The 26,143-nt window shown below is 61.2% G+C and carries 17 protein-coding genes; 6 read left to right on the plus strand and 11 right to left on the minus strand.

The genetic code is table 11. The annotated features are described in order from the left end of the window. Nucleotides 1-27: 27 nt before the first annotated feature. Entirely contained in the window at nucleotides 28-1,974 is a 1,947-nt protein-coding gene (locus tag NFJ07_RS04260) for a DUF6541 family protein (RefSeq protein WP_269992732.1), read from the plus strand. A gap of 97 nt (nucleotides 1,975-2,071) precedes the next feature. On the opposite strand, the gene NFJ07_RS04265 is transcribed toward NFJ07_RS04260, so the two are convergent. Genes NFJ07_RS04265 through glf form a run of 4 tightly spaced genes read right to left on the minus strand, consistent with a single transcriptional unit; the run spans nucleotide 2,072 to nucleotide 6,907 of the window. Further along, nucleotides 2,072-2,803 (minus strand): ABC transporter ATP-binding protein, encoded by a 732-nt coding sequence (locus NFJ07_RS04265; RefSeq protein WP_269992734.1) that lies wholly within the window; start codon nucleotides 2,801-2,803, stop codon nucleotides 2,072-2,074. A 2-nt stretch (nucleotides 2,804-2,805) separates the two neighbouring features. After that, on the minus strand, nucleotides 2,806-3,699 hold the full coding sequence (locus NFJ07_RS04270) for an ABC transporter permease (RefSeq protein ID WP_269992736.1): 894 nt from the start codon (nucleotides 3,697-3,699) through the stop codon (nucleotides 2,806-2,808). Next, the gene (locus NFJ07_RS04275; protein WP_269992738.1) at nucleotides 3,696-5,723 is read right to left on the minus strand and encodes a glycosyltransferase; all 2,028 of its coding nucleotides are present in this window, start codon (nucleotides 5,721-5,723) and stop codon (nucleotides 3,696-3,698) included. The genes NFJ07_RS04270 and NFJ07_RS04275 overlap by 4 nt, the downstream gene beginning before the upstream one ends. Further along, the gene (gene glf, locus NFJ07_RS04280; protein WP_269992740.1) at nucleotides 5,720-6,907 is read right to left on the minus strand and encodes a UDP-galactopyranose mutase; all 1,188 of its coding nucleotides are present in this window, start codon (nucleotides 6,905-6,907) and stop codon (nucleotides 5,720-5,722) included. The genes NFJ07_RS04275 and glf overlap by 4 nt, the downstream gene beginning before the upstream one ends. A gap of 211 nt (nucleotides 6,908-7,118) precedes the next feature. Here glf and NFJ07_RS04285 point away from each other — a divergent pair, with 211 nt between their 5' ends. Further along, nucleotides 7,119-11,183 (plus strand): FtsK/SpoIIIE domain-containing protein, encoded by a 4,065-nt coding sequence (locus tag NFJ07_RS04285; protein WP_269992741.1) that lies wholly within the window; start codon nucleotides 7,119-7,121, stop codon nucleotides 11,181-11,183. 23 nt (nucleotides 11,184-11,206) lie between these two features. Here the strand turns inward: NFJ07_RS04285 and NFJ07_RS04290 are convergent, their stop codons facing one another. Next, on the minus strand, nucleotides 11,207-11,704 hold the full coding sequence (locus tag NFJ07_RS04290) for a hypothetical protein (RefSeq protein WP_333482034.1): 498 nt from the start codon (nucleotides 11,702-11,704) through the stop codon (nucleotides 11,207-11,209). A gap of 228 nt (nucleotides 11,705-11,932) precedes the next feature. On the opposite strand from NFJ07_RS04290, the gene NFJ07_RS04295 reads away from it, so the two are divergent. Continuing rightward, nucleotides 11,933-12,181: a WhiB family transcriptional regulator gene (locus tag NFJ07_RS04295; protein WP_003804966.1), complete on the plus strand. Its 249-nt coding sequence runs from the start codon at nucleotides 11,933-11,935 to the stop codon at nucleotides 12,179-12,181. 131 nt (nucleotides 12,182-12,312) lie between these two features. Here NFJ07_RS04295 and NFJ07_RS04300 read toward each other — a convergent pair whose 3' ends face one another. From NFJ07_RS04300 to NFJ07_RS04315, 4 genes are read right to left on the minus strand one after another with little or no spacing between them, the layout of a single operon-like run. Next, a complete protein-coding gene (locus NFJ07_RS04300) occupies nucleotides 12,313-13,782 on the minus strand; it encodes a sensor histidine kinase (RefSeq protein ID WP_269992758.1) in 1,470 nt (489 codons plus the stop codon). 30 nt (nucleotides 13,783-13,812) lie between these two features. Beyond that, nucleotides 13,813-18,666, minus strand: a complete 4,854-nt coding sequence (locus NFJ07_RS04305; protein ID WP_269992759.1) for an NAD-glutamate dehydrogenase — start codon at nucleotides 18,664-18,666, stop codon at nucleotides 13,813-13,815. Nucleotides 18,667-18,723: 57 nt separating this feature from the next. Then, nucleotides 18,724-20,037: an AAA family ATPase gene (locus NFJ07_RS04310; protein ID WP_269992761.1), complete on the minus strand. Its 1,314-nt coding sequence runs from the start codon at nucleotides 20,035-20,037 to the stop codon at nucleotides 18,724-18,726. Continuing rightward, nucleotides 20,034-20,678, minus strand: coding sequence for an SAF domain-containing protein (locus NFJ07_RS04315; protein ID WP_269992763.1), 645 nt, complete (start codon nucleotides 20,676-20,678; stop codon nucleotides 20,034-20,036). The genes NFJ07_RS04310 and NFJ07_RS04315 overlap by 4 nt, the downstream gene beginning before the upstream one ends. A 152-nt stretch (nucleotides 20,679-20,830) precedes the next feature. Here NFJ07_RS04315 and NFJ07_RS04320 point away from each other — a divergent pair, with 152 nt between their 5' ends. Continuing rightward, nucleotides 20,831-21,046: a helix-turn-helix domain-containing protein gene (locus NFJ07_RS04320; protein WP_268021148.1), complete on the plus strand. Its 216-nt coding sequence runs from the start codon at nucleotides 20,831-20,833 to the stop codon at nucleotides 21,044-21,046. Nucleotides 21,047-21,091: 45 nt separating this feature from the next. On the opposite strand, the gene NFJ07_RS04325 is transcribed toward NFJ07_RS04320, so the two are convergent. Further along, nucleotides 21,092-21,664, minus strand: a complete 573-nt coding sequence (locus NFJ07_RS04325) for a hypothetical protein (protein ID WP_269992765.1) — start codon at nucleotides 21,662-21,664, stop codon at nucleotides 21,092-21,094. A 144-nt stretch (nucleotides 21,665-21,808) separates the two neighbouring features. On the opposite strand from NFJ07_RS04325, the gene NFJ07_RS04330 reads away from it, so the two are divergent. Together NFJ07_RS04330 and NFJ07_RS04335 are read left to right on the plus strand one after the other, a co-directional pair. After that, nucleotides 21,809-22,594: a LysM peptidoglycan-binding domain-containing protein gene (locus tag NFJ07_RS04330; RefSeq protein ID WP_269992766.1), complete on the plus strand. Its 786-nt coding sequence runs from the start codon at nucleotides 21,809-21,811 to the stop codon at nucleotides 22,592-22,594. 60 nt (nucleotides 22,595-22,654) lie between these two features. Then, on the plus strand, nucleotides 22,655-23,155 hold the full coding sequence (locus NFJ07_RS04335; RefSeq protein WP_269992768.1) for an Rv3235 family protein: 501 nt from the start codon (nucleotides 22,655-22,657) through the stop codon (nucleotides 23,153-23,155). Between the two features lie 114 nt (nucleotides 23,156-23,269). Here NFJ07_RS04335 and secA read toward each other — a convergent pair whose 3' ends face one another. Next, nucleotides 23,270-26,014, minus strand: a complete 2,745-nt coding sequence (gene secA, locus NFJ07_RS04340; RefSeq protein WP_269992769.1) for a preprotein translocase subunit SecA — start codon at nucleotides 26,012-26,014, stop codon at nucleotides 23,270-23,272. Nucleotides 26,015-26,143 lie beyond the last annotated feature (129 nt).

Below are 26,143 nucleotides of genomic sequence, written 5' to 3' on the forward strand. Positions count from 1 at the left end.
TCAACGCTTCCAGTTTTTCTTGCCAGCTTGGCAGTCCTCTTTGTTCCCGGGAGCTTGATCGCCGCGTCGTTGGGCCTTCGGGGCTTGACCTTCCTTGCAGTAGCACCTGTGCTCAGTGTCTTCGCTGTCGCGTGTACTGCCATCGTCCTTCCCTATTTGGGAATCTCATGGTCACTTATGCCAGTCATCGTCGCGGCTATCGCCGTGGCAGCCGTTTTGTTCGCGGCGAGCTATCTAACGGCTGACAAGCTCGCCGTACGATTTCGACTAAATTTCAGGCGGCCCACAGCCAAAACATACGCTGCCGGAATCGGTTTCATAGTCGGCAGCATTTCCATAGCGTTCCAACTTCGCCAGGCTTTCGACCGGCCGGACAACATTTCCCAGACGTTTGACAACGTATTCCATCTCAATGCGGTCCGCTACATCCTCGACACCGCCAATGGCTCGTCCCTGACCCTCACGAGCATGACCAATGGCGACAATCCGCCGTACTTCTACCCTGCAGCCTGGCATGACCTCGCATCCCTCGTAGTGCAGATCACCGGCGCTCCGATCAGCGTCGCTGTCAACGTCCTAAACATCTGCATTGCAGCCATAGTGTGGCCGCTCGGTTGCATGTTCCTGACGCGTGTTGTCACAAAGGGGAATGGTTACGTCGTAGGTGCCGCTGGCCTCCTCGCGGCAGGGTTCAGTGCTTTCCCCCTATTGTTGTTGGATTTTGGCGTCCTGTACCCAAACTTCCTCGCACTATGTATGCTCCCGACGGCCTTGGCTGGCGTAGCCGTGTTTTTTGCGGCCGGCGACATCACGCGGATACCGGCTCTCGCCCGTTTTGCCCTAGCCCCCAGCCTTGCAGCAGGACTCGCGATTGCACATCCGAACGGGCTCATGTCTCTCGTGGCCCTGTCAGCGCCCATCCTCCTCTTCAGCTACATTCGGTACTGGGTTCGCAAACATAAGCAAGCTCAGGGCTACAAGGGCATCATCTTTTTCGGAATTGCGCTGCTCCTCGCGTTTGCAGTCATGGCGGTCATGTGGAAATTGATTCGGCCGCCGGTGGAGGCGTCGGGCTGGAAGCCGGTCCAGACTGTTGGCCAAGCCGTTGGAGAAGTCATTACAAACTCGCCGATGCACCACGCCCCGGCGTGGGCAGTGAGCGGCTTGATGCTTTTGGGAATTGCCGTCCTAGCGCGGAGACGGCATAACTTGTGGTTCTTGGGGTCGTTTCTCGTCTCGGCCGTGTTGTTTGTGGTGGTCTCCGCCGGTCCAGACCCGTGGTTCCGGAATCTGCTGACCGGTGTCTGGTACAACGACAGCTACCGGCTGGCAGCCTTGCTGCCGATTGTGGCAGTACCCCTTTCAGCCATCGGTCTAGCCTGGCTGATCAGAAGGAGCCAGATCTGGTGGTTCTCTGGGCGGGAGACTCGAAGCAGATGGTTCGGAACAGAGAACCATCTTCGAGTGGTTGGTGCGATCGTCCTGCCTGTAGTGCTACTCGCCATGACCCTTGCTTTTCAAACCGTTCCACTCGGTAGTGCGATAGCGTCTGCTCGCAACATCTACTCGACGACTCCAAACGCGCCACTTGTGAGTAAAGACGAAATGACTCTTATCGAAGAGCTCGACAACTACGTGCCGCAAAATGCAACAATTGCGGTCAGTCCTTGGAACGGCTCGGCGATGGCTTTCGCCCTGGCCGACAGAAACACGACGTCCAAGCACACCCTTACGACGTACACGCCCGCGGTCCTCGTGCTGAATGATCACCTCCGTGACGCCGTCAGCGACCCTGAGGTGTGCAAGGCGGTCCATGCGACCGGCGTAGGCTACGCTTTGAATTTTGGCACCCAAGAGGTTCATGGAGAGGACCACGGCTTCAAGGGACTCTTGATTGAGCAAGCGACTCCGGGCTTCCAGCTTCTAGCGCAGGTCGGTGGGGCGAAGCTGTTCAAGGTGACCGCCTGCGGTTAGCTCGAACCGCAACCGCCGGATCGTTCTCGACCGCTCTTAACGGTGAAACGCCCCGCCAGAGGCGGGGCGTTTCAGTCTCCGGTCTACAACGCGGTGCTTAGACTTGGCTTCGGAGCTGAGCCACAGCGTCATCGATGGCTCCGTCAAACACGACGTTTCCGTGCTTGAGAACCACTCCCCGATCGCAAATACGGGAAACGAGTTCAAGGTCGTGACTGACCACAACGAGGGTCTTCCCTGCTGCGGAAAGCTCCTTGATCCTGGCGAGGCACTTACGCTGAAACGGTTCGTCTCCAACTGCCAATATCTCGTCCACGAGGAAAACCTCGGGGTCAGTATGAACGGCGACGGAGAACGCCAGGCGAAGGTACATTCCAGACGAATAGAACCTGACCTCGGTATCGATGAACTCGCCGATCTCGGAAAATTCCACGATGGAATCAAATTGTTCGTCGATCTGAGCTTCGGTCATCCCCAGAATCGCGCCGTTCAGGTAGACGTTTTCCCGGCCGGACAGGTCGTGATGGAAGCCGGCTCCCACCTCGATAAGGCCTGCGACTCTGCCTCGCGTCCGCACAGATCCGCTATCCGGCAACATGACACCTGAAATGTGCTTGAGCAGCGTGGACTTGCCGGAGCCATTCAAGCCCAACAAGGCGACGGTCTCACCTTGTTGGATTTCAAGATCGACGTCGTGAAGCGCATGGAACTTCTTCGAGATGTCGCCCTTACGGCCGGTCACGAGCCAGACAATTGCTTCCTTGAGGGATCGCGTATGCCTCAGCACGAATTGCTTGTTCAGCTTCTGAACTTCGATTGCAACAGACATCGTCACAGCTCCTGCGCGAATCGGCCCTCAAGCCGGCGGAATGCCCACTGGCCGAGAACGAGAACTGCAAGGGAAACCACGATTCCAACAGGGATCCAAAGCGGCAGGAGATTCGGCGGCATCGGGGCAGTTTCATCGGTGGTTGGAAGCCAGAAGGCATAATGAAAGGCTTCGACGCCGATGGTGATGGGATTGACTTGGTAGAGGGCGTACCAACTCGCGCCAAGTTTGCTCTGCACCATGGTCCACGAGTACATGATGGGAGAAGTCCAGGTCGCAACCATCAACAGCATGTCGACGATGTTCTCGGAGTCCCTGAAATAGACATTCGCAGAGCCAAAGAGAAGTCCTAAACCGGTGGCCAACATAGCTACGATCACGAAACCTGCGACGGCTGCGACGAGTTGCAACAAGCTCGGGTGCCACCCGGCGAACAGACAGGCGACAACCAGGACAATCAACTGCGGAATGAAATGTACGGCGGAAACCCAGACGGACGCAACGGGGAATAGCTCACGCGGCAAGTAGATCTTCTTAATGAGGCCACCGTTGCCCACTATCGAACGTGCAGCGTTGCTGAGCGCCTCGGTGAAAAAGTTGATCAGGACGATTCCGGAGAACAAGTACACGGCATAGTTGGCCAGACCGTCCGGGTTTCGAGCGCTCTTCTCAAGTCCTAGAAAGACGCCCAAGGCAATGTAAAAGACGAGGAACTGAACGCCCGGCTTTACGTAGGACCAAAGCAGCCCAAGAACCGACCCCTTGTAGCGGATCTGCAGTTCTTTCCGGACAAGGAGTTTGAGCAGGAATCGCTGTCTGAACACGTCCGCGAGACCGCCCCCCACGCCCGGACGGACGAGGGGGGCAGTTTCGCTGAAGTCACTCGCAGTTGTCACCCGTTGGCCTTTTCCTGCGGAGTCGTAGTGGTCACCGCGTCGAAAGTCTCGCGCCACGCCTGCTGCGACGTGAACTCGGGCAGGCTCCGGGAATACTCCTCGGAAAGCTTTTCCCAGTCCTGGAGAAGTTGCTGGTGGAGCTTGATGCTGCGGGCCATCATGTTGCGGAAATGCTCAGGATGGCGCTTGTACCAGGATGCGCCGGTTCCGTCCGCGGACGAGACAATTGCGGAGTCCAGCTGGGACAGCCGCCACCAGCGGGCATCCATTGCCGGAACGAGGGCCTCGGGGTGCTCGAGGGCTCCAGGCCTTACGCTTTGCACCTGGCGAACCCCTGCTGATGCAGCCGTCGCGAGGGCAGCGAAAATTGACTTCGGAGAAGACGGCTTCTTTCCACGCTTGGGCGGCTTCACACGCTTTACTTGCGGGAAGGTTGCTACTTCCTTTGTGATGCGGGCATCATCGAAGTCCGCGCGTCGCGCACGAATTTCGGGGAGCTTGGTCCGAATTGTCTGGTGCAAGTGAGAAGGTCCCTTGAGCAGGTCCTCAAGGGCATCCAACCGAAGCTCGACCGCCGAGTACTGCATCGACAACAGGTGCTTGACATCCACCATGAAACTCTGGCGCGGCAGGAATCCGCCCTTCTTGTACGGCGAGTAGACCAGGGCGGCAAGCCAGCGGTTTCGCTGGTGGAAGTAGGCCTGCCAGTCGATGGTGTCATCCTTTTCAGTCCAGGGCATGTGCCAGACAGCGGCCCCCGGGAGGGTGACTGTCGGGTAGCCGTGGCGGCGGGCCCGGATGCCGTATTCGGCGTCGTCCCACTTGATGAATACCGGAAGAGAGAGTCCGATGTCGCGCAGAACACTGGTCGGAATCAAGCACATCCACCAGCCGTTGAAGTCCACGTCGATCCGGCGATGCATCCACGGCGTCGTGCGAAGGTTGCTCGCCGAAAAATCATGCGCTTCTTTTGTGCTGTCGACCGCGCCCCACTGGAACTTGTACTCGTTGACTTCCTCGCCGAAGCTGTGCATCACCGAGCGTTCGTACAAGTTGAACATGTGGCCGCCCACGATCGACGGCTTCCTCGTGAAGTCAGCGAAGTTGATAGCGCGCAACACGCCCTCTGTTTCGATGATCACGTCATCGTCCAAGAGCAGGACATACTTGCTTCGGCCGTCTTCAACCGTCTCGAGCATGCCGCGCGCAAAACCACCCGAACCACCCAGGTTGCCCTGCTCAATGAGTCCGAACTTGTCCCCGAGTCGAGCGGCAGCCTCTTCGAAGCCTTCCTGGTCCCGCACCTTCTGCGTACCCTGGTCCGTGATCAGGAGCCGGTCCATCACGTCCAGAAGCTCGGGGGAATCGGCAAATGTCGATAGGTGCTTGACGCAGAAATCAGGGCGGTTAAAGGTAGTTACCGCTACCGTGGCGGTGCCTGCTTCGAATCCTTCAGGCTTCCTTACGGACCATTCGGCGCCGAGGAGTTTGACCTGCTCAGATGAAGCCACGAGGTCAAACCAGTACCAGCCGCCGTCGCCGAAGTTGGCCAACGGCAGGACAACATCTACCGGACGTCCTGCGTCTACGCTGATGCTTTCAACCCTGTTGGAAGTGCCCCTCGCACTGGACCGAAGAATGACAACGGTCGCCGGTGCGTCGACCGCGACCGTAAGGCGCACACTGGTGACATCCGTGTGCGCCCGCCAGTAGCTCGCCGGGAACGCATTGAAGTACGTGCCAAAGGAAAGCCGCCGATACGCCGGCAAGTGCAGCTGGCGCCGGTTCTCGATGAAGTCCGAGCGGATCTTTGCCCCGCTCGACGTAACCGCAGTGACGCCCGAGCCGGATTTGGATGTCTGCGATTCCTCAGAAACAACTCGCTGGGCCGCGTTGAAGTCCAGGTACAGCGGAAGCGTGTCGGTGTCGCCGTCGGTCGGAAAGACAACACGATGGACGGTTTGCCATTCTTCGCCCAGTCCGGGCGTAGCGCCCTGGTTCATGGGCTCTGTTGAAACGCTCATGCGTCCACTCCTCCGCTTTCAATTTCTGCGCCGCTTTCGAAGTGCGGACGGATCTTGTTGTCAAACATGGACAGTGCAGAACCGATGGCCATGTGCATATCGAGGTACTTGTAGGTGCCGAGGCGCCCGCCGAACAGCACGTCCTTCTCAGCGGCTGCGAGATCGCGGTACTTCAGCAGCTTTTCGCGGTCATCCGGGGTGTTGATCGGGTAATACGGCTCATCGCCGCTTTCGGCGAACCGGGAAAATTCGCGCATGATGACGGTTTTCTCCGTCTGGTAGCCACGCTCCGGGTGGAAATGGCGCGGCTCGATGATCCTGGTGAACGCGACGTCGTCGTCGTTGTAGTTGACAACAGACGTTCCCTGGAAATCGCCCATGTCCAGGACTTCTTTTTCGAAATCGATGGTACGCCAGGACAGGTCTCCAGCGACGAAGTCGAAGTAGCGGTCTACGGGGCCCGTATAGACGACGGGAATCTTGCCGACAACCTTGTTTTTTGAATACTCATGCGATTCGTCAAAGAAGTCCGTGTTCAGGCGTACTTCGATGTTCGGGTGCTCGGCCATTTTCTCGATCCAAGCCGTGTACCCGTTGGTCGGCAGGCCCTCGTACTTGTCGTTGAAGTAACGGTTGTCGTAGTTGTACCTGACGGGAAGGCGCGAAATGATGCCCGCCGGGAGGTCCTTGGGGTCCGTCTGCCACTGCTTGCCGGTGTAGTGCTTGATGAATGCCTCGTACAGAGGGCGACCGATCAGCTGGATGCCCTTGTCATTGAGATTCTGCGGATCGGTTCCCGCGAGTTCACCAGCTTGCTCCGTGATCAGGTCTTGCGCCTGGCTAGGAGTCAGGTTGGCGCGGAAGAACTGATTGATTGTTGCCAGGTTAATGGGGAGGGAGTAGACCTCACCCTTATGCACGCCGTAAACCTTGTGCACGTAGTTGGTGAAGGTCGTGAACCGGTTGACATACTCCCACACTCGCTCGTTTGAAGTGTGGAAGAGGTGCGCACCATAGCGGTGCACCTCGATTCCTGTCTGCTCTTCCGTTTCGCTGTAGGCGTTGCCCCCGATGTGGTGCCGGCGGTCAATGACAACAACCTTCAAGCCCAGCTCAGTGGCGGCCTGTTCTGCGATTGTCAGGCCAAAAAAGCCCGACCCGACGATGACGAGGTCAGCGGTCACAAATACTCCTGGTTCGAATGCGGGCAGCCTAATGATCTGCATTGGCTGCAGGTCAAGCCTACCTGAGATGCCGCATCCAATTGCCGCTGCGCTCGTTCGCTGCCCGGCGAGCACAGCGTTTTCCACATAGGCCAACTGACCAAGAACACCCGGTCCTGATCACAAATATGGTGGAAGAACAGCAGCCGCGAGAGCCGAAGGAGCGGACTCAGTGACATTCCATTGCACCCTGGTCCGGGCCCCACGGGCGTTCCGGCAAAGTGAACCCGTTGAACTGACTCTAGCCGTCGGCAACGGCACCCCTGGCGCGGTCGTCGAGGCCGCAGTCGCCGCTGAGTTCAGCACCGGGGAACTGACAGTCTGCGGGCTGCCACTCAGCGGCCTCGCCGTTGGCTCGGCGCCTCTCATGCCTGGAGCTGTGTTGGTCGACGGGGCCGATTCGGAGGCACCAGACACCCCTAACGGCAAACGCAGTCCTGCGGCGTTGTCCTTGCTGGTGCACGCCGGACCCGCCGCCGGCCTGGTCATTCCGCTGGAACGAGGCAGTTACAGGATCGGTAGGAGCAATGCGGATATTTGCCTCCCGGATCCTGATGTTTCCCGGGTTCACGCGGTTCTGACAGTCTCCGAAACGGCAGTCACCATAACCGACAACGGGAGCGCGAACGGAACAGTGGTGGATGGACGCAAGGTCCGCTCCGCTTTTCTCTCAACCGCATCCAGGATCCGATGTGGTGGCTCGGTCATGTCGGTCGTCTTCGGCAACGAAGAATTCGGAGCGGAGTCACTGGGTGCAGCCGGCCTGGGCGTCGCCGAGCCGCTCTCGGTGCAGCGGCGCAATGATGCGGGCAGCCGCACGCAACTACTCCTCACGGCCGGGATTCCGCTCCTGCTGGGAGTTGGAATGGCTCTGGCCACTGGCATGTGGATATTCCTCGGATTCACTGCAATTTCTGCCATCGCGGTCCTTGCCCCGGCAATTTCTGGAAGACGTGAGCGCCGCCTTCTGGCTGCAGCGATCGCGGCGGCCGTCGAACAAGACCGAGCCCGACGACGGCGGTGTTCGCCGTCCGCCGCGGAGCTCGCCTATGCTGTCGGCTCAGCTGCTTTCCTCTCAAGGGAACACGGACGAAAACCGTTGACGTTGCCAAGCACCGGTGCAGCGCAAGGACCGGTAGGCTGCCGCGATGTCTGGCTCCGGCTCGGCACCAGTCCGCAGAACGCCCGGGTTGCACTCGATCCCGCGGACCCGAGCTTCCAGCCACCGCAGTTGGGCCCTGTTCCGGTAGTTCTGGATTCCTCTACCCAAGCCGTTTCCCTCGCTGGACCTGAAGCCAAGGTGCAAGGAATGTTCAGATTTCTGCTCATGCAGCTAGCTGCCTTTCCCAGCGCAACCAACGTACCTGTCCTCATACACGGACCCATAGCTCTCTTGCCGACCAGCGCCCGGTTCCTCCCCCGGGTCACCCTGACCACGGACGCCTCTTCAGCCGCGACTGTTCTTTTCGCGCTGGCGGATAGACCGGGAGCACTGTTTCTGGTGGGGCCAGGGCGGGATCCCGGCGTCGACGCACTCCGGCAAGCGGCGATCGAATCTGGTTGGAGAATCTTCCAGCGCACAGCGAGCGGAGATGAATACGGTTCCGTGGTCGAGCTCTGGAACAGACGCGGAGTCCTTCGTTCGTGTCATTCCGAAACGGAATTTGACCCTGACCTTGTCCCGCACTCGGTCTTCGACCGCTACTGCCGCTCATTGGCAGGGGTGCCCGGCGTGGCGACAGAAAGGGCGACGGTTGTCCCCTCTACGTGCCTGCTTGCCGAACTGCTTCCGAACAACCCCTCCAGCATCGCGGCCCGTTGGCGAGATTCTTCAGCAGGCAGAGGGCTATCCGCGGTCATCGGGCAAGGAGCCGAGGGGACCCGTTCCCTTGATTTGGTTTCGGACGGCCCGCACCTCCTCGTGGCGGGAACTACGGGATCGGGAAAGTCCGAGCTTCTGCGAACTATAGTGTCGGCGATCTCGCTGACCCACAGCCCGGACCGGGTCAACTTTCTGTTTGTTGATTTCAAGGGAGGTTCGGGCCTCGGGCCTTTGGTCGATCTGCCGCAAAGCGTCGGAATGCTTACGGATCTCAGCGAACACGAACTTGAGCGGACTCTTTCGTCCCTCCGTGCCGAGGTTCGGATGCGGGAAGCGATCCTCGCGAAGGCCGGTGTCCCTGATTTGCCCGCATACTGGGCCAAGGCCACGGTGACTGGGGGCGGGGCTGTGGCGGGACGAAGAAGCCAATGGACTGTCCTTCCACGTCTGGTGCTCGTGATCGACGAATTCCGGATGCTCATTGAAGACGCCCCGGCTGCCGTGGCCGAGTTAATGCGGATTGCCACCCTGGGCCGGTCCCTGGGCATCCACCTGATCATGGCAACACAACGTCCACAGGGTGCACTGAGTGCGGACATCCGGGCCAACGTCACCACCAGCATTGCTCTACGCGTCCAATCAGAAATGGAATCGCGGGACGTCATCAACTCGCCGGCTGCGGCATCGATTCCGGTGTGTCTGCCTGGCCGCGCCTATATGGTTCGAGGGGCGGAAGACGCCGAGCCCTTTCAGTCAGCGACTCTCTCGGGCAGCGGAAATGCCCGGTCACTCACGAAGACCATCGCCCGGCCGGCAGCAGGGTCGCTCCGCTTCGGCGGTTGGTCTGAAACCGCCGACGCAGAGACTCAGGGTGCGGAGGCAACGCCTGCAGAAGCCGCGCGCCCCATCATCAAAGCAATCAACCGGGTTTGGGACGTCCATGGGGGTAGACCGCCCCGGAGGCCTGTTGCGCCTGCACTTCCTGAGTCCATCCCGTGGCACCAATCCCTTAGCGCATCGGCGGGCAAGCATGCGGCTACCGGAACATCAGCAGGCCCGACGGCCTACCTTGGCTTGGCCGACTTGCCCACGCAACAACGGATTGCCGGCCTGTTTTGGACTCCGCTCGTCCACGGCAATCTTGGACTCGTTGGCCCTCCTGGAAGCGGAGTTGAAGATGCCTGCCGCGCGGCAGCGGCCCAGCTTGTTGGAAGTGCCGCGGAACTCCATCTCTATGTCCTTGACGGAGACGGTTCGTTCGCCGACGTGGAAGCCCAGGGACGTGTGGGAGCCATTGCCTCGCTCAACCACATCAGAAGGGGCGTCCGCATCTTGGAAAGGCTCGCGGCTGAAGTGTCGGCGCGGCAATCCCTAGGGACCGTCGTCGGGCAGGTCCCCCTTCTTCTGGTTATCTCCAGATGGGGTTCTTGGGTCTCTGAGTTGCGCGCCGGGCCCCTGGCATGGGCCGAAGAACTGGTACACGCCATCGTGCGCGACGGACCGAGGTCAGGAGTGGCTGTTCTTGTCACGGGCGACCGCGAACTGACCGCGTCGCGCATGTTCGCGTCAATCCCCAACCGCGCATACTTTCCCATCGGGACCACAGAAGAAGGACGGCTGGCGTGGCCCCGTTTTGCGGCAACGAAGCCCCTGAGGGGCCGGGCCGTCGTGGGTGGCAACCTTATTGATGTTGACACTGCAGTCGCCCAGCTCGTGGCGCCCCCGCCAAATACGGCCTGGCCGTACTGCGTGTCCCCTGAAGCTGCGCGGCGCCCATTCCGGGTGGATCCCCTGCCGCAATTCATCCGGGCTTCGGATCTCGCGGCAGACGGCCGAACCGAAGCCACTGCCCCTTCCCGCACTCGTGCGCCGGGATCCGTACTCCTCGGGGTTGGCGGGGACGAACACGAACCTGTTTGGATCTCGCTGCCGCGCTCAGCCGTCCTCCTCGCGCTTGGCACCCCTGGTTCCGGCAAGTCGTCATTGCTCACCGCATTGCCCCTGCTCAATCCAACCCATCAGTGGCGGACACCACCCAGAGGTGCCGATCCTGATGCCTTTTGGGCAGACTTCCACCGGGAGGCAGCCCGCAAGCTCGTGGGTGCAGAAGTCATCTCCCTCGTGGACGACGCCGAACGCCTCAGCAGCGAAACCGGGATTCTCCTGGCTGAGCTTCCCAGTATGGGCTTCTCTGTGGTGGCAACTGCGGGGCAAAGCCCGGCCCTTCTGCAGCGGACGCCCCTTGCATCCCTGGCCCGAAACCACGGAAGCGGAATCCTCCTGGGCAATGGGTCGCCTAGCGCTGGAGATTTCTTCGGCATCCGCGTCGACGTCGAATACGCAGCACCGCCGGGTCGTGCTGTCCTGATCGAAAATGGACAAACACGCTCGCTCCAGATCGCCGCTCCGGACTAAGAAGGTGCGCCAAGGTGAAACAGTTAGAGCGCGGCGCGGGATCCGCCCGTTCGGGAGGCAAACGCAATGACCCGCTTGTCGAACAAAAAGACAATCCCTGCCAATGCCGGCACCACCATGGCAAGACCGGCGGGAATCAGCCCTCCAGTCATGGTGGGAAATCCGATCGTCAAGGCGAACAGCTGAGCAACCAACGCGGGCGCCCGGGTCCAGCGGTAGCCACGGAACAGGAAGTGTCCCACGGCAAACAACAATGCAGAAAAGGCCAGCAGAAGGCCCAGGGTAAACACGGCTCCCCAGAATGAGGCCACCGGAGCCCCAGTCACCAGCTCGTATATATACAGCGCCCCGGCGGTCAATAGTGCGAGGGCTTCCAGCACAACCACGATCGAAATAACAACGATTCCTGCAGGACGCATTCCTACGCCGGATGCTCCGCCAGAGTTGTCGTGGGCGGCCCCTTGGCCGTCGTCGCCGGGCGCTGCTGGGTCATGGTTAGGGTTCAGAGGGGGTCTTGACACACTGGCACACTACCGGACATAGTCGAATACCTGTGAGCAGACCGGCAGCCAATGTGATGCATCGCTCACGGTTTCAAAGGCTTGAACCCCTTGTTTACATGGCGTTAACATGACACGCTTGACTCAGACGACCAAGGGGGCCCAATGGGTCCCCTTTCCTATGAAGCCTCTCGTGAATATTTTCACAAAAGGTATAACTAGTACTCACGAATGGAGTGACTGATCAGCATGGATTGGCGTAACCGCGCAGCCTGCCTTGACAAGGACCCGGAGCTTTTCTTCCCCGTAGGCAACACCGGCCCTGCGCTTCTCCAGATCGAGGAAGCGAAGAGTGTCTGCCGCCGCTGTCCCGTCGTGGACACATGCCTTCAGTGGGCCCTCGAATCGGGCCAGGACGCTGGCGTCTGGGGCGGTATGAGCGAAGACGAGCGACGCGCGCTCAAGCGCCGCGCCGCCCGCGCACGCCGCGCTTCCTAAGCGCCTGAGGCCAACAAGGCACGGCGCCTGAGGCAAAGAGAACATACAAAGATGGCCCGGACCAAAAGGTCCGGGCCATCTTTGTATGCCTCGTAACGGCTACAGACACAGCGCGTCGCCAGCAGCTGGGGTCAGCTTCGCACCAGGTTCAGGACGATCTCGACGGCGGTGCCACCGCCGTCGCGCGGCATCCACTGGATGCTGCCACCCAACTCGCTCGTGACAAGCGTCCGCACAATCTGCAGGCCGAGACCCTCCGTGTACGAGCCCTCGGGCAGTCCGACGCCATCATCGGCTATCGTCACGGTCAGGAGTTCATCGCCGCCCTCCCCCGTGGAACGATCGGCCATCAGCCACACTGTTCCGGCTCGTCCTTCAAGCCCGTGCTCCACGGCATTTGTCACGAGCTCATTGATGACCAGCGCAAGAGGCGTGGCGAAGTCGCTCGGCAATTCGCCGAACAGGCCGGCGCGCTCGGTCCGGACGTGCTGCGAAGGGGACGCTACTTCGGCCGAAAGCCGGAACTGGCGTCCGATGAGTTCATCAAAATCAACGCTCTGCGTTAGCCCCTGCGAAAGCGTCTCGTGGACCAACGCAATCGTCGCCACTCGCCGCATTGCCTGCTCCAGGCCCTGCTTCGCCTCATCGCTGACCATCCGTCGCGACTGCATGCGCAGCAATGCAGCCACGGTCTGCAGATTGTTCTTGACGCGGTGGTGGATTTCACGAATCGTCGCGTCCTTGGTCACCAACTCGAGCTCGCGGCGTCGCAGTTCGGACACGTCGCGGCACAAAACCAAGGCACCGAAGCGATGCTTTTCGTCGCGCAATGGAATCGCGCGCAAGGACAAGCTGACTCCGCGGGACTCGATCTCGCTCCGCCACGGCATTCGACCGGTCACGACCAGCGGCAACGTCTCGTCTACCATCCGCCGGTCCTTGAGGAGTCCTGCGGTTACTTCCGCGAGGGATCGCCCTTCCAAGGTCTCCACCTCACCGAGGCGGCGAAATGCGGAGACGCCGTTCGGACTCGCATACTGGACGATGCCGTCGGCGTCGAGCCTAATGAGGCCGTCACCCACGCGGGGAGCGCCGCGGCGGGAGCCCGTCGGTGAAGCGAAGTCCGGCCATAGGCCCAGCGTGCCCATCCGGAGCAGATCGTAGGCGCATTGCCTGTACGTGAGCTCCAGGCGGGAAGGCATCCGTGAACTCGAAAGGTCCATGTGCGAGGTGACGACGGCAAGGGTCCGTCCGTTCCTGACCATGGGCACCGCTTCGACCCGCAGGGCCATCTCGCTGCTCCAGCTCGTTTCGCTGGAGCGTTCGATGGACCGGCTGGACCACGCCTTGTCGACTATCGGTTGCAGATCCGAGCGGATGCCTTCCCCGACGAAGTCCGCATGAAACACCGTGTGGCTCGTCGACGGCCTGACGTGCGCAAGCGCGATGTAACCGAATTCAGGATGCGGAAACCACAGGGCCAAGTCCGCGAACGCAAGGTCGGCGACCATCTGCCAGTCGCCGACCAGGAGGTGCAGCCATTCGGCATCTCCAGGCCCGAAATCAGCGTGCTCCCTGATGGGGTCTGTAAAGATTGCCACTGCACCTCCATATAACGCCGGGGCTTGTCCCTAGCGTCGAACGATTGACCTCAAGAGCCTCAATGCTACCGACAGAGAAGCCATGTCGTCGGCCTCCAACGCGTTGACCTCGTCAAACATGCTCTTCGCACGCCCCAACTGCTCGGCGTTGAGGTTCTCCCAAGCCCGCAAGCGGGCCTCGGCGTCGAGGCCGGCGTCGGTAGATTCGAGCACCGACGTCGTCATGTCCGCTACGGTCGAGTAGAGGTCGTCGCGCAAGGCTGCACGGGCAAGGGCCTGCCACCGGTCATCCCGCGGGAGTGCTGTAATACGCTCCAGCAATGAATCGACGTGGAAGCGGTCAAACGCCGCGTAGTAGACATTGCTGACCTCTTCCACCCGGGCCTCGCGGCTTTGGGCGATCTTGGCGATGTCCAAGAGCACGAAGCTCTCGAAAAGCTCAGCCCAGCGATGGGCAAGCTCGTCCGGCAAGCCCCAAGCGCGGGCCTTTTCTAGCCAAGCGGTGACCCGCTCCTTGTCGCTGCCGCGCAAGTAGTCGAGCACCCTGGCCCGCATCGGATCCATCATCGGCTTGAATTCCGCGACGATCTCCGAGATCGGCTTCGAGGCGTTGCCTTGGCTGAGCAACCAGCGAACGGCGCGGTCCAGAAGTCTCCGGATGTCGAGGTGGACTGTGCTCCAGTGTTCCGTGGGGAACGAAGCAGGCAGGGCATTGAGCTCCCGCACCATCGAGTCGAGTTCGTAGATCTCCCGGAGGGCTACAAACGCCTTCGCGACGGCGACCTCGGTAGCCGAGGTCTCCTCCATGGTGCGGAAGGCGAAGGTGATGCCACCCAGGTTGATCATGTCGTTGGCCACCACGGTTGCGATGATCTCGCGCCGCAAGGGATGGGTGTCCAGTTCGGCGTCGAACCGTTCGCGGAGCTGCTTCGGGAAGTAAGAGCGAATCGTCTTGCGGAACCAGGGATCATCCGCGAGATCGCTGTCGCGCAATGCCGAGCCCAATTCGATCTTGGCGTACGCGGCGAGGACGGACAGTTCCGGGGACGTCAGGCCCTGGCCCTGTTCCAGCCGCTCACGAAGCGTGTTGGTGGTCGGAAGCGCTTCAAGATCCCGTTTGAGGTCGGCGGACTTCTCAAGCCAGTCCATCAGGCGCTCGTAGCTCGGGCTCCATTCGGCGACGCGTGTGCGGTCGTTAAGCAACAGGATGTTCTGATCAATGTTGTCTTCGAGCACAAGGCGGCCAACCTCGTCGGTCATGTCGGCGAGGAACGAGGTGCGCTCGGAAGCATCCAGTTTCCCTGCGGCAACCATCCGGTCCACGAAGATCTTGATATTGACCTCATGGTCGGAACAATCCACGCCGGCAGAGTTGTCGATCGCATCGGTGTTGAGGATGACACCTTGCAGTGCAGCCTCAATGCGTCCTCGTTGCGTCATTCCAAGGTTGCCGCCTTCGCCGACAACCTTGACCCGCAGCTCGCGACCGTTCACGCGGATGACGTCGTTTGCCTTGTCCCCCACCTCGGCGTGGGACTCGGTGCTCGCCTTGATGTACGTTCCGATCCCGCCGTTGTACAGGAGATCGGCCGGAGCCAGCAGTATCGCACGCAGAAGTTCCGGAGGGCTCAGCTGAACTGTTCCGTCCGGCAGGCCCAGTGCGCTGCGGACCTCCGGCGAGATCGGGATGACCTTGGCCTGGCGGGGGAAGACCCCGCCGCCTGCGCTGATGAGCGAGCGGTCGTAGTCATCCCAAGAGGAGCGCGGCAGCTCGAAGAGGCGCTGCCGTTCGTCGAAGGACGAAGCCGCATCCGGCGTCGGGTCCAGGAAGATGTGGCGGTGGTCGAAGGCGGCCAGCAGGCGGATGTGCTTGGAGAGCAGCATTCCGTTGCCGAACACGTCACCGGACATGTCGCCGACGCCAACCACAGTGAATTCCTCGGTCTGGGTGTCAAGGTCCAGCTCGCTGAAGTGGCGCTTGACCGACTCCCATGCGCCGCGGGCCGTGATGGCCATGGCCTTGTGGTCGTAGCCTATGGAGCCACCGGAAGCGAATGCGTCTCCCAGCCAGAATCCATATTCGGCGGCCAGGCCGTTCGCAGTGTCCGAGAAAGTTGCCGTGCCCTTGTCCGCAGCCACCACCAGGTACGAATCGTCGTCATCCTGACGGACAACGTCCGACGGCGGCACAATCTTCTCGCCGTCGGCTGTGGTGACGAGGTTGTCGGTGAGGTCGAGCAGGCCGCGGATGAAGGTCTTGTAGCTCTCGATGCCTTCTGCCATCCAGGCGGCGCGGTCGAGTGCCGGATCCGGAAGTTGCTTCGCGAAGAATCCGCCCTTGGCACCGGTCGGCACAATCACGGCGTTCTTAACCGTCTGCGCCTTGACCAGCCCGAGGATCTCGGTCCGGAAGTCTTCACGGCGGTCCGACCACCGCAAGCCGCCACGGGCCACCTTGCCGAAACGCAAGTGCACGCCTTCGACGCGGGGCGAGTAGACCCAGATCTCGTACTTGGGCCGCGGGAACGGCAGGCCGTCGATCTTGGTCGGATCGAGCTTGAAGCTGACGTACGACTTCCCTTGGAAGTAGTTCGTGCGCAGCGTCGACTCAATGAGGTTGACGAAAGTCCGCAGGACCCGGTCGGCGTCGAGCGTGGCCACCTGGTCAATCGCTTCGGCCAGTGTGGCCCGGGCGCTCTCCTGGCGGGCCGGACGCGCGGCGTCAGGCGAAGAAGGATCAAAGCGGGCCCCAAAGAGATCAATCAGGCCGCGGGCAACCTCCGGGTTGGCGAGAAGGGTGTCTGCAATGAACTCGAAGGAATTCGTGTTCCCCATCTGGCGCATGTACTTCGCATAAGCGCGAAGCATGACAACCTGCCGCCAGTGGATACCTTCCCGGAGCACGAGCCGGTCGAAACTGTCGGATTCCACCGCACCGGTCACTGCGGCGCTGAAGGAGTCCGCCAGGAGCTGGCCGGTAGCCACGGGATCGACGCCCGCGGGGTACTTCAAGCCAAGGTCATAGAGGAAGAAGTCCCGGTGGTCAGCCGTCTCAATCTCGAAAGGTCGCTCATCGAGAACTTCAAGGCCCAGATTGTGGAAGTAGGGCAGGATCTGGCTCAGGCTCTTGGGTTCCAAGAGGTAGAGCTTGACGCGGGCATCCTCTTCGAGGAGCTCACCGGCGCCGTTGGGCAGGTAGACATGCACTCCGGGGACCGCCTGGACAGCGACGGCGTCGCGATCGGTTGTGGCGGCGTACTTCTCGAAACGCTCAATGTCCTTGAGGGCGTCCTCGACTTCGTAGTCGACACGGTAACCGGCGGGGAACGCATCCGCCCACAGGGCGGACAGTTGCTCGGCATCCAAACCGCTGGTGTTCTCGCGGAGCACCTCTGCAACTCCTTCAGCCCAGGACCGCGAAGCCCGGACAAGCCGCTCTTCGAGCTCCCCCGCGTCGACGTCGCGAAGCTCCGCCTCCCGCGGCAGCCGGATACGGAAGAACACCCTCGAGAGCGCAGACTCCGTGATTCGAGCCTCGTAGTCAATGCTCTCGGCTTCGAAGGTCTCGCGAAGTTCCTGCTCGATACGTTGCCGTACGTTGGTGGTGTAGCGGTCACGGGGCAGGTAGACCAGGGCCGACATGAATCGTCCGTAGATATCCGGGCGCAGGAAGAGCTTCGTGCGGCGCCGCTCCTGCAGGCGCTGGATGCCCAACGCCGTTGCTGCCAGATCCTCGGTCTCAATCTGGAAGAGTTCATCACGGGGATAGGTCTCGAGAATACCGACGAGGTCCTTGCCGGAATGGGAGTCCTGCGGGAAACCGGCCGAGCGGAGCACGGCGTCGACCTTTTCCCGAACGATGGGGATGTTCCTTACGGAACCGGTGTACGCGCTCGTGGCGAACAGGCCGATGAAGCGGCGCTCACCGTTGACGTTGCCCGCAACATCGAAGCTCTTGACACCGATGTAGTCCAGGTATGCGGGGCGGTGCACGGTGGAACGCGAGTTGGCTTTGGTGATGACCAAGGCACGCTTCTCGCGCGCCTTCCTGCGTCCGGCGTCGGTGAGGTGCTGGATTTGGTGCGGGTGGTCCCCCGCCCTCAAGAGTCCCAGGCCGCTCTCTTCGCGCAATTCAAGGACGTCTTCACCGTTCTCGGTGATGAGGTCGTATTCCCTGTAACCCAGGAACGTAAAGTTGCCGTTGTCCAACCAACGCAGAAGGTCCTGCGCTTGCCTGAGCTCCGCGATGTCTTCCGGGTGGGCCACCTTGTCCAGGGATGATGCCAGTTCCAGCGCCTTCGTGCGCATTTTGGGCCAGTCTTCGACGGCGGCGCGGACGTCGTTCAGGACGCGGTGGATTCCGTCCACGAGCTCCTTCTGGAAGTCGTCGGCCACCCTGTCAACCTCGACGGCGATCCACGACTCCATGTGGGAGACGTTGTCGCCTTGCGCGATCAGATGCGCGACATTCGGCATTGCCGCGGTGTCACCGCTCGAGATGCCGATGTTGGAGGGCACCCGGGCGATGCCGGAGAGATCGCCCGTCAGGTGATCACGCGAAACCACGAAGAGCGGGTGCATGACAAACCGGATAGCGCAATTCTGGCGTACGAGTTCGGCGTTCACGGAGTCCACCAGGAACGGCATATCATCCGTGACGATGTACAGGATACTGCGATCAGCCTCGTTGACGATTTTGACGTTGGCAGTGCCCGGCTTGCGGCTCTGTCCGGCTTCCCGGTGCGCATCTGCCCTCGAGGTCAATTGCTCGCCGGCGTATCCGCGGGCGTCCTCCTCTGCGAGATGCTCGTAGTAGTCCCCGAAGAACCCTTCCCGGACTACTGCAGGTTTAGAACGATCCTCCACGCTGGATCCTGACGACATCGACAAACGCCTCCATCACATCTCGATTGCTGCGTCTTTGCAGCCCACATGGCGAGCCTAACGCTTTGGACGTCGCCTTGCTCTGGAATAAATGACAGAGGATTTGCCATTTTGATGGGCAGGTGCACAGACCATTTTTGCGATTGCGAGCCGTAAGGCAGATTCGGGCGCAGCTTCGAAGAGCACGGCGCCGGACAACAAGGCCGCGTCGCACGCTTCAGGATCGGATGGAAGGAATACCTCGATGCCATGACCGGGGCCGTACCGCTCCCATGCTTCGCGGAGCTCACGTTCAGGTGACCGGCCCGCGGATGCTGCCCGGACCTTGTTCAAGACCACCCGGGGAGCCGCCTGCGGGACTGCCCGTTCAAGTTCCGCGAGGCCACGCACGAGTCGTGGAACCCCGACGGCATCGGCCGCGCCTACGGCGTAAACGGTGTCCGCCAATTCGATACTGCGGAGAGTTGCGGCATTGCGTCGAGGGGCCATGCTGTCGAAGCTGAGTTCCTCGTCCGCCTCAAGGCAGAAACCTGCATCGACCACGAGGACGTCAGCAATCTCCTTGGCGAGTTCAAGGACTGAGGAGAGCGCAGCGGCCCGAAGCTCCGTCCACCGGTCCGCGCGCGTAATGCCGGTAAGAACCCGGAAGCTGGTGGCTTTGGCGAAGACAGGCGCGGCGATCCGCTTGAGGGATTCAGTATCCAATAATCCTTGATCCGCCAGTCGACAAGACTGCGCCAGTCCGGCGGATTCGTCCAGCAAGCCCAGCGACGCCGCCACACTGGCCCCGTAGCTGTCTGCATCGAGAAGGATCACCGACTTGCCTTCAGCCGCCAGCTCTGCGGCAATGTTGACAGCCACAAGAGTCCTGCCCGGCGCCCCGGTAGGCCCCCAGACCGCGATGATCCGGCCGGCCCCTGCCGGCACGTGCTCCGGTTCTTCCGCCGCATCGTTGGGGCGGAGTTCTGCGGCGGTGTCCGCAAACCCGGAATCTCGCTGCTCCGCGCGTCGCCTTCCTTGCCCGGGCAACTGGCCGACGGCATCGGAGATCTTGGAAGCCAGCGTTGCCGGATCCACATCCAGCGACCCCGTCACGACGCCGATGCTGTGCAGGCGGCCCTCCTCCCCCGGGTCATCGCTCAGGGCAACGATGGAAACCCCGACCGCCGCCAGCCGATCGACCAGCGATGCCGTCAACTCCTCAGCACCTTCGGCTATGACCGCTGCGCGTGCAAGACCGCTTTGGCAAGCAGCCAGAAGTTCCGCGAGTTCGCCGCACCGACGCACTACCGTCACAGGCCCATGGAGCCGCTCGAGTCCCTCGACCAAATCTTCACGGGACTGCCCGACTGTGACAACGGGGATACTCACCTGCCGGCACCGCCCGGATTCCAAACCACAGCAATCTTCGCCTTATTCGCCTGGGCTCCAAGAAGTTTCGGCATCTGCTCATCGGTCACAAGTACCAGCACCACTTTCTCCTTGGACGCTCCGAGGGCGGATGCACCCTCGGTGACCTGGGCGATCTCCGCACCGGGCAACAGCAGCTGTGGTGTACCGAAACCGTTGCGCGCATCGGGGAGGGCTACCCAGACGTCAACGCGGGAACCTGCCACTGCCTGGGAAGGCAGTGATTCCTGGATCGCGATCGCCACCGGTTTGCGGTTCAGGGAGTCGGCGGCCCCCAGGCTCGCCTGCGGGACGAGCTGGTTCTTGGCAATTCTCTGGACGGCGACTCTTCCTTCGGGAAGGCCGTCAGCCAGAGTCACGTAACTGGACTCAACGTCGTCGAGCCGGACTTTGACGATCGCAAGATCGTCCTTGCTGACTCTCTGGCCCACGGCAATTGATTCGCGCGCCGTATACACCTGGATGGTGCGGTCCGCGGTTCCAACGAGGGCGATGACTCCAGCCAGCGATGCCAAGACCAGGAGAATCCCCACCAAAAGTCGTGGATCCCTCCATGACGGTTTCCTGAGCCGCGCTGCAGCGGCCGCGGTAGTTACACCCATCCTGCTCCCCCATTTGCATAGATTTGTCGGCGACGACCTTCAGTGGCCTTTATTCTGACCGCATGCGGGCCCTTTCGAAAGGCGTGTACCTCAAATCACGTCAAACTGTGGATAACCGCAGCAAGTGGGTCGAACAGTGGCAAAATGGATGCATGCCCCGATTCCTCACCCTGGCTGATGTCGCCGAACAGCTTCAGATCAACTCGCCGCAGGCATACGCTTTGGTGCGAAGCGGGGAACTCAAGGCCATCCAAGTGGGTGGCAGGGGCCAGTGGCGCGTCGAAGAGAAGATGCTGGAGCAGTACATCGAGGAACGCTATGCCGAGGCCAGCAGGATGATCCAAGAGGCCAAATCCAAGTCCTCCTGATTTCCGTCCAGCGCCCCGGGTAGCGGCGGTGGGAGGCTGCTCGGGCTATAGGTCCTGACCCCGCAACGAACGCAGCGCGGCAAGTGACTGGAACGGAACCGTCGCCACAGACACGATGTTGCCGGACCGGCGGACTTCGCCCTGCAACATGACGGCGAGATCAAAGTGGTCCTTGCCCACGCGATCAATGACGCCCCGCATCGCCTGCTCCTCCCGGGCCAACCCAAGCAGATGAACTGCCAGTTCTGCCCTGTCGCGGGCCAGCATTCGGAGTGCACTGGCCAAGCCAAGCCGCTGGGACGCGTTTAATTGGCCTGCCCGTGCCTGCCGTCCCAGGCCCTGATACATCAATACCGCCGTTACGGGCACCAGCCACTGGTGGCGACCTTCGTCCAGGACCAACGATTCGCTTCCGACATGACTAAGCGTCCCGGACACCTGTGTCCCGGAGCGGAGCTTCACATCAATCTTCTGGCCGATTGCTCCACGCAGCCTGTCGGAGACGTCGATTCCGGCCAGCTCCACCCGGGCTCGCTCTGAAATTTCGGATTCAAGTCCTAGCAATCGCTCAGAGGCCAGTTGTGCCTCCATGTCGTCAAACAGAGCATCCCAACGCATTGCGTCAGCGTAAGCGGGCACCCCTCGATGGTCAATCTTTCGTCACCGACAAGCAACTCCTAGACAAATGCCGATTATTGTGATCAAAATAGGTCAATCTTCATCAAAGCGTATCAAATGACATCAACTGGGTAAGGGGAACCCATGGAACAGGGCATCAGACCCGTTCGGAACGACGTTGCAATGGCAGTGACCATCCTGGCGCTCGCTCTTTTGCTCGCTGTCACAGGACTGATCTTGATTGACCGCTGGCACTCCGCGGCAGGACGACTCCAGGCAGCCACGTTCGAAGACCTCCTGGGATTTATCGCAACTGCCGCCGGCTTGGGGATCGGGCTCTGGTGGATCGCCACGTTCCTTCTGGCAATGACCGCCGCGCTCCTCCAGCAATCGGGCAAGGGCCGCTGCGCGAGCGCCACTGCCAAACTCAGCCCCGCCTTCATGCGCAGACTGGCTGTTGCAATTCTGGGCCTGAATCTCGCGGGAATTCCCCTGGCCAATGCGTCACCGTCACAGCTTGAACCAGCATGGGGCCCGGCAGGCGCCTCAGCACCGTCCAGCGGCATCCCTGCCCAATGGACACCCGGCTCCAGTCCTTCGCCCCACCTGCCAGCCGTGCCCTTGCTTGAGTCCGGCTCATCGGAGATTGAGCCCCATTGGCAACCGCGCGCACCTGCTGCGGAGCCGGGGCTTCTGGGATCCAGGCCGCAGCGGGCCGCGGAACAGCCTGCCTCGCCAAATCAACGCGAAGTGGTGGTGAGGCGGGGAGATTCACTGTGGTCAATTGCCGCCCGGCAACTTGGCCCCTTGGCCAGCGACGTCGATATTGCCCTCCACTGGCCAAAGTGGTACTCCGCAAACCGACATGTCATCGGAGACGACCCGGGCCTCGTTGTCCCGGGTCAGATCCTGCGACCACCGCCCAAGTAGCTCAACCAGCCGAACCACCACCATCCGCCGCCAACCAGCGATTCGTCACCGAGGAAGTCCATGAGCGCATCACCAGCCATCCACACCCTGGCCAATGCAGTCCGGCTGGCGACTTCGCCACCCACTGCCTCGCGTTCAATCGTGGTTTCGCCTCGCGCGAAAGCTCGGATGGGCGGTCCGCCCGGTGAGGGTCCATCTTCCGCCCGCAAAGCGGCTCAGGTCCTCAGCCTCAACCGGGAAATCCGCGCGCTGGCCCGCAGTATCGCCCAAGCCGCGGTCGAAGTCCTTGCCGGCACCAGGCCGGTGCAACAGCTCTCGCGGACCCTGGACCCCGGATGCCTCAGCGCACTGCAACACCGGGCCGCACTGACGCGAGCCCAGGGCGGGCACTCAAGGCTTCACCGAAGTCCGATGGTCCGCTCCGTGCATGTATGCGCGGTGAACGACGGAGTGTACGAGGCCAGCTTGGTTGTCTCAGAAGAGCTTCGCTCCCGCGCCGTAGCCATGAGGCTTGAAGGGAGCAACGGCGCATGGAAGGTCACCGCCCTCGAAATCGGCTGACTGCGGGGTCCATCAGGAACGGCACCAAAAACGGAGAAGGACCAGAACGGGGTTCTGGTCCTTCTCCGTTTCGCTGCAAGCATCCGCTTATTGGATACGTCCAGCAGTTGAGAGTTAGCGGCGCTTCTTCTTGCTGGAACCGCGCTGTTTGTCATCGGCGGCAGCCTTGGCGGGGTTGCCTGAGCGTCCCGAGGCCCGCCCTTCAACCCGGGTCTGGCTGGCGCCGTCTTCGCCCGGCGCCGTGTACTGCAGCTGAACAGGCTTCTCCGGGGCTTCGAGGCCGGCAGCTCGGATCTGTGGATCGTGATGTTCCACGTGACCGCCTTCAGGGCTGCCATCCACCACAACTACGTCTTCGGCGGGCGTTACTTCCACTTCCAGGTTGTAGAGGAAGCCAACGCTCTCTTCGCGGATGGCCTCCATCATGCTCTGGAACATTGTGAATCCTTCTCGCTGGTACTCGACCAGGGGATCCCTTTGGGCCATGGCGCGCAGGCCAATGCCCTCCTTGAGGTAGTCCATCTCGTAGAGGTGTTCCTGCCACTTGCGTCCAAGGACCGAGAGGACAACCCTGCGCTCAAGCTCGCGCATGTTCTCGTCGCCAATGGCTTCTTCCCGCTCCCTGTAAACGAGCTGCGCGTCCGAAAGGATCTCGTTTTTGAGGAATTCAACGGAGACGCGGGCCTTGCCGCCGGCCTCGTCAATGATGTCCTGGGCCGTAACAGTTACCGGGTACAGCGTCTTGAGGTTGGTCCACAGTTGGTGGAAGTCCCAATCGTCGCCGGTTCCCTCCGACGTCGCGGCATCGATCAGGGCGTTGATGGTGTCTTCCAGGAAGAACTGGACCTTTTCGTGCAGATCATCGCCCTCCAGTATCCTCCGACGATCGCCATAGATGGCTTCACGCTGGCGGTTCAGGACGTCGTCGTATTTAAGGACGTTCTTGCGCTGCTCAGCGTTCCGCCCTTCAACCTGGCCCTGGGCCGAAGCGATTGCACGGGACACGAGCTTGGATTCGAGGGCAACGTCGTCCGGCACGGAGCTGTTCATGAGCCGCTCGGCGGCGCCGGAGTTGAAGAGCCTCATGAGGTCATCAGTCAGCGAGAGGTAGAAGCGGGACTCTCCCGGGTCACCCTGACGCCCGGAGCGGCCGCGGAGCTGGTTGTCGATTCGACGGGATTCGTGGCGTTCCGTGCCCAGTACATAGAGCCCGCCCAGTTCAAGCACTTCCTCATGCTCGTCCTTGACTGCCTGCTTGGCTGCTTCGAGTGCTTCCGGCCATTCGGCCTCATACTCCTCGGAGTTTTCTTCAGGGTCCAGGCCCCGCGTTGCCAGCTCGGCGATGGCCGTGAACTCGGCGTTTCCGCCCAGCATGATGTCAGTACCACGGCCGGCCATGTTGGTCGCGACCGTGACGGCGCCCTTGCGTCCCGCCTGTGCGACAATGGCGGCCTCGCGCGCATGGTTCTTTGCGTTCAGGACCTCGTGCCGGATGCCTTCCTTGGCCAACAGCTTGGCAAGGTATTCGCTTTTCTCCACGCTGGTGGTACCTACGAGCACGGGTTGGCCTATTTCGTGCCGTTCCGCGATGTCCTTCACGACGGCTTCGAACTTCACGATTTCGTTCTTGTACACGAGGTCCGACTGATCCATGCGCTGCATATCCCGGTTGGTGGGAATGGGCACTACGCCAAGCTTGTAGGTGCTCATGAACTCTGCGGCTTCAGTTTCAGCGGTACCGGTCATGCCCGAGAGCTTGGAGTACATGCGGAAGTAGTTCTGCAGGGTCACAGTGGCGAGGGTCTGGTTCTCAGCCTTGATCTCGACGTTTTCCTTGGCCTCGATCGCCTGGTGCATGCCTTCGTTGTAACGCCGTCCGGCAAGGATACGGCCGGTGTGTTCGTCAACAATGAGGACTTCGCCGTCCAGGATGACGTAATCCTTGTCCCGCTTGAAGAGCTCTTTGGCTTTGATGGCGTTGTTCAGGAAGCCGATGAGCGGGGTGTTGGCGGATTCGTAGAGGTTCTGGATGCCGAGGTAGTCCTCGACCTTCTCGATGCCGGCTTCGAGAACACCGACAGTGCGTTTCTTTTCGTCGACCTCGTAGTCGACTTCAGGCTGGAGACGCTGCACGACCTTGGCGAACTCGCTGTACCAGCGGTTGGTGTCACCTTGGGCCGGACCGGAAATAATGAGCGGGGTACGGGCTTCGTCGATGAGGATGGAGTCCACTTCGTCGACAATCGCGAAGTGGTGGCCGCGCTGCACCAGCTCGGATTTGTCCCACGCCATGTTGTCGCGCAAGTAGTCGAAGCCGAATTCGTTGTTGGTGCCGTAGGTGATGTCTGCCGCGTACATCTGACGGCGCACTTCGGGATCCTGGTTGGACAGGATGCAACCGCTGCTGAGGCCAAGGAAGCGGTAGACACGGCCCATGAGTTCGGACTGGTATTCGGCGAGGTAGTCGTTGACTGTAACGACGTGCACGCCCTTGCCAGTCAAGGCATTGAGGAAGGCCGGAGCGGTGGCCACGAGGGTCTTTCCTTCACCGGTCTTCATTTCGGCGATATTGCCGAGGTGCAGAGCGGCCCCACCCATGAGCTGGACATCGAAGTGGCGCATCCCAAGGGTGCGGGAGGAAGCTTCACGCACAGCTGCGAAAGCCTCCGGCAAGAGATCGTCCAGCTGCTCACCGTCGTCGTGACGGGCGCGTAGCCTGTCCGTCTCCTCGCGCAATTCGGCGTCGGAGAAGGTCTTGAAGGAGTCTTCGAGGGCGTTGATGGAATCGGCATAGGTCCGCAGTTGCCTCAGGGTTTTTTTGTCACCCGTGCGGAGAAGTTTTTCGATAAGTGATGCCACGTAAAGTTGCTCCCAGTCTCAAGCTGCCGAATTCTGGCGGTTTCAGTCTACGGGAGAGACCAACGCCACGCGGCCTCGTTTCCCTGAGAGCGGAGCGCCGGGCGCCCGCAGGCCGCTGCCGGACACGTC

Source organism: Arthrobacter sp. B2a2-09 (assembly GCF_027587375.1).
Classification (GTDB): domain Bacteria; phylum Actinomycetota; class Actinomycetes; order Actinomycetales; family Micrococcaceae; genus Arthrobacter.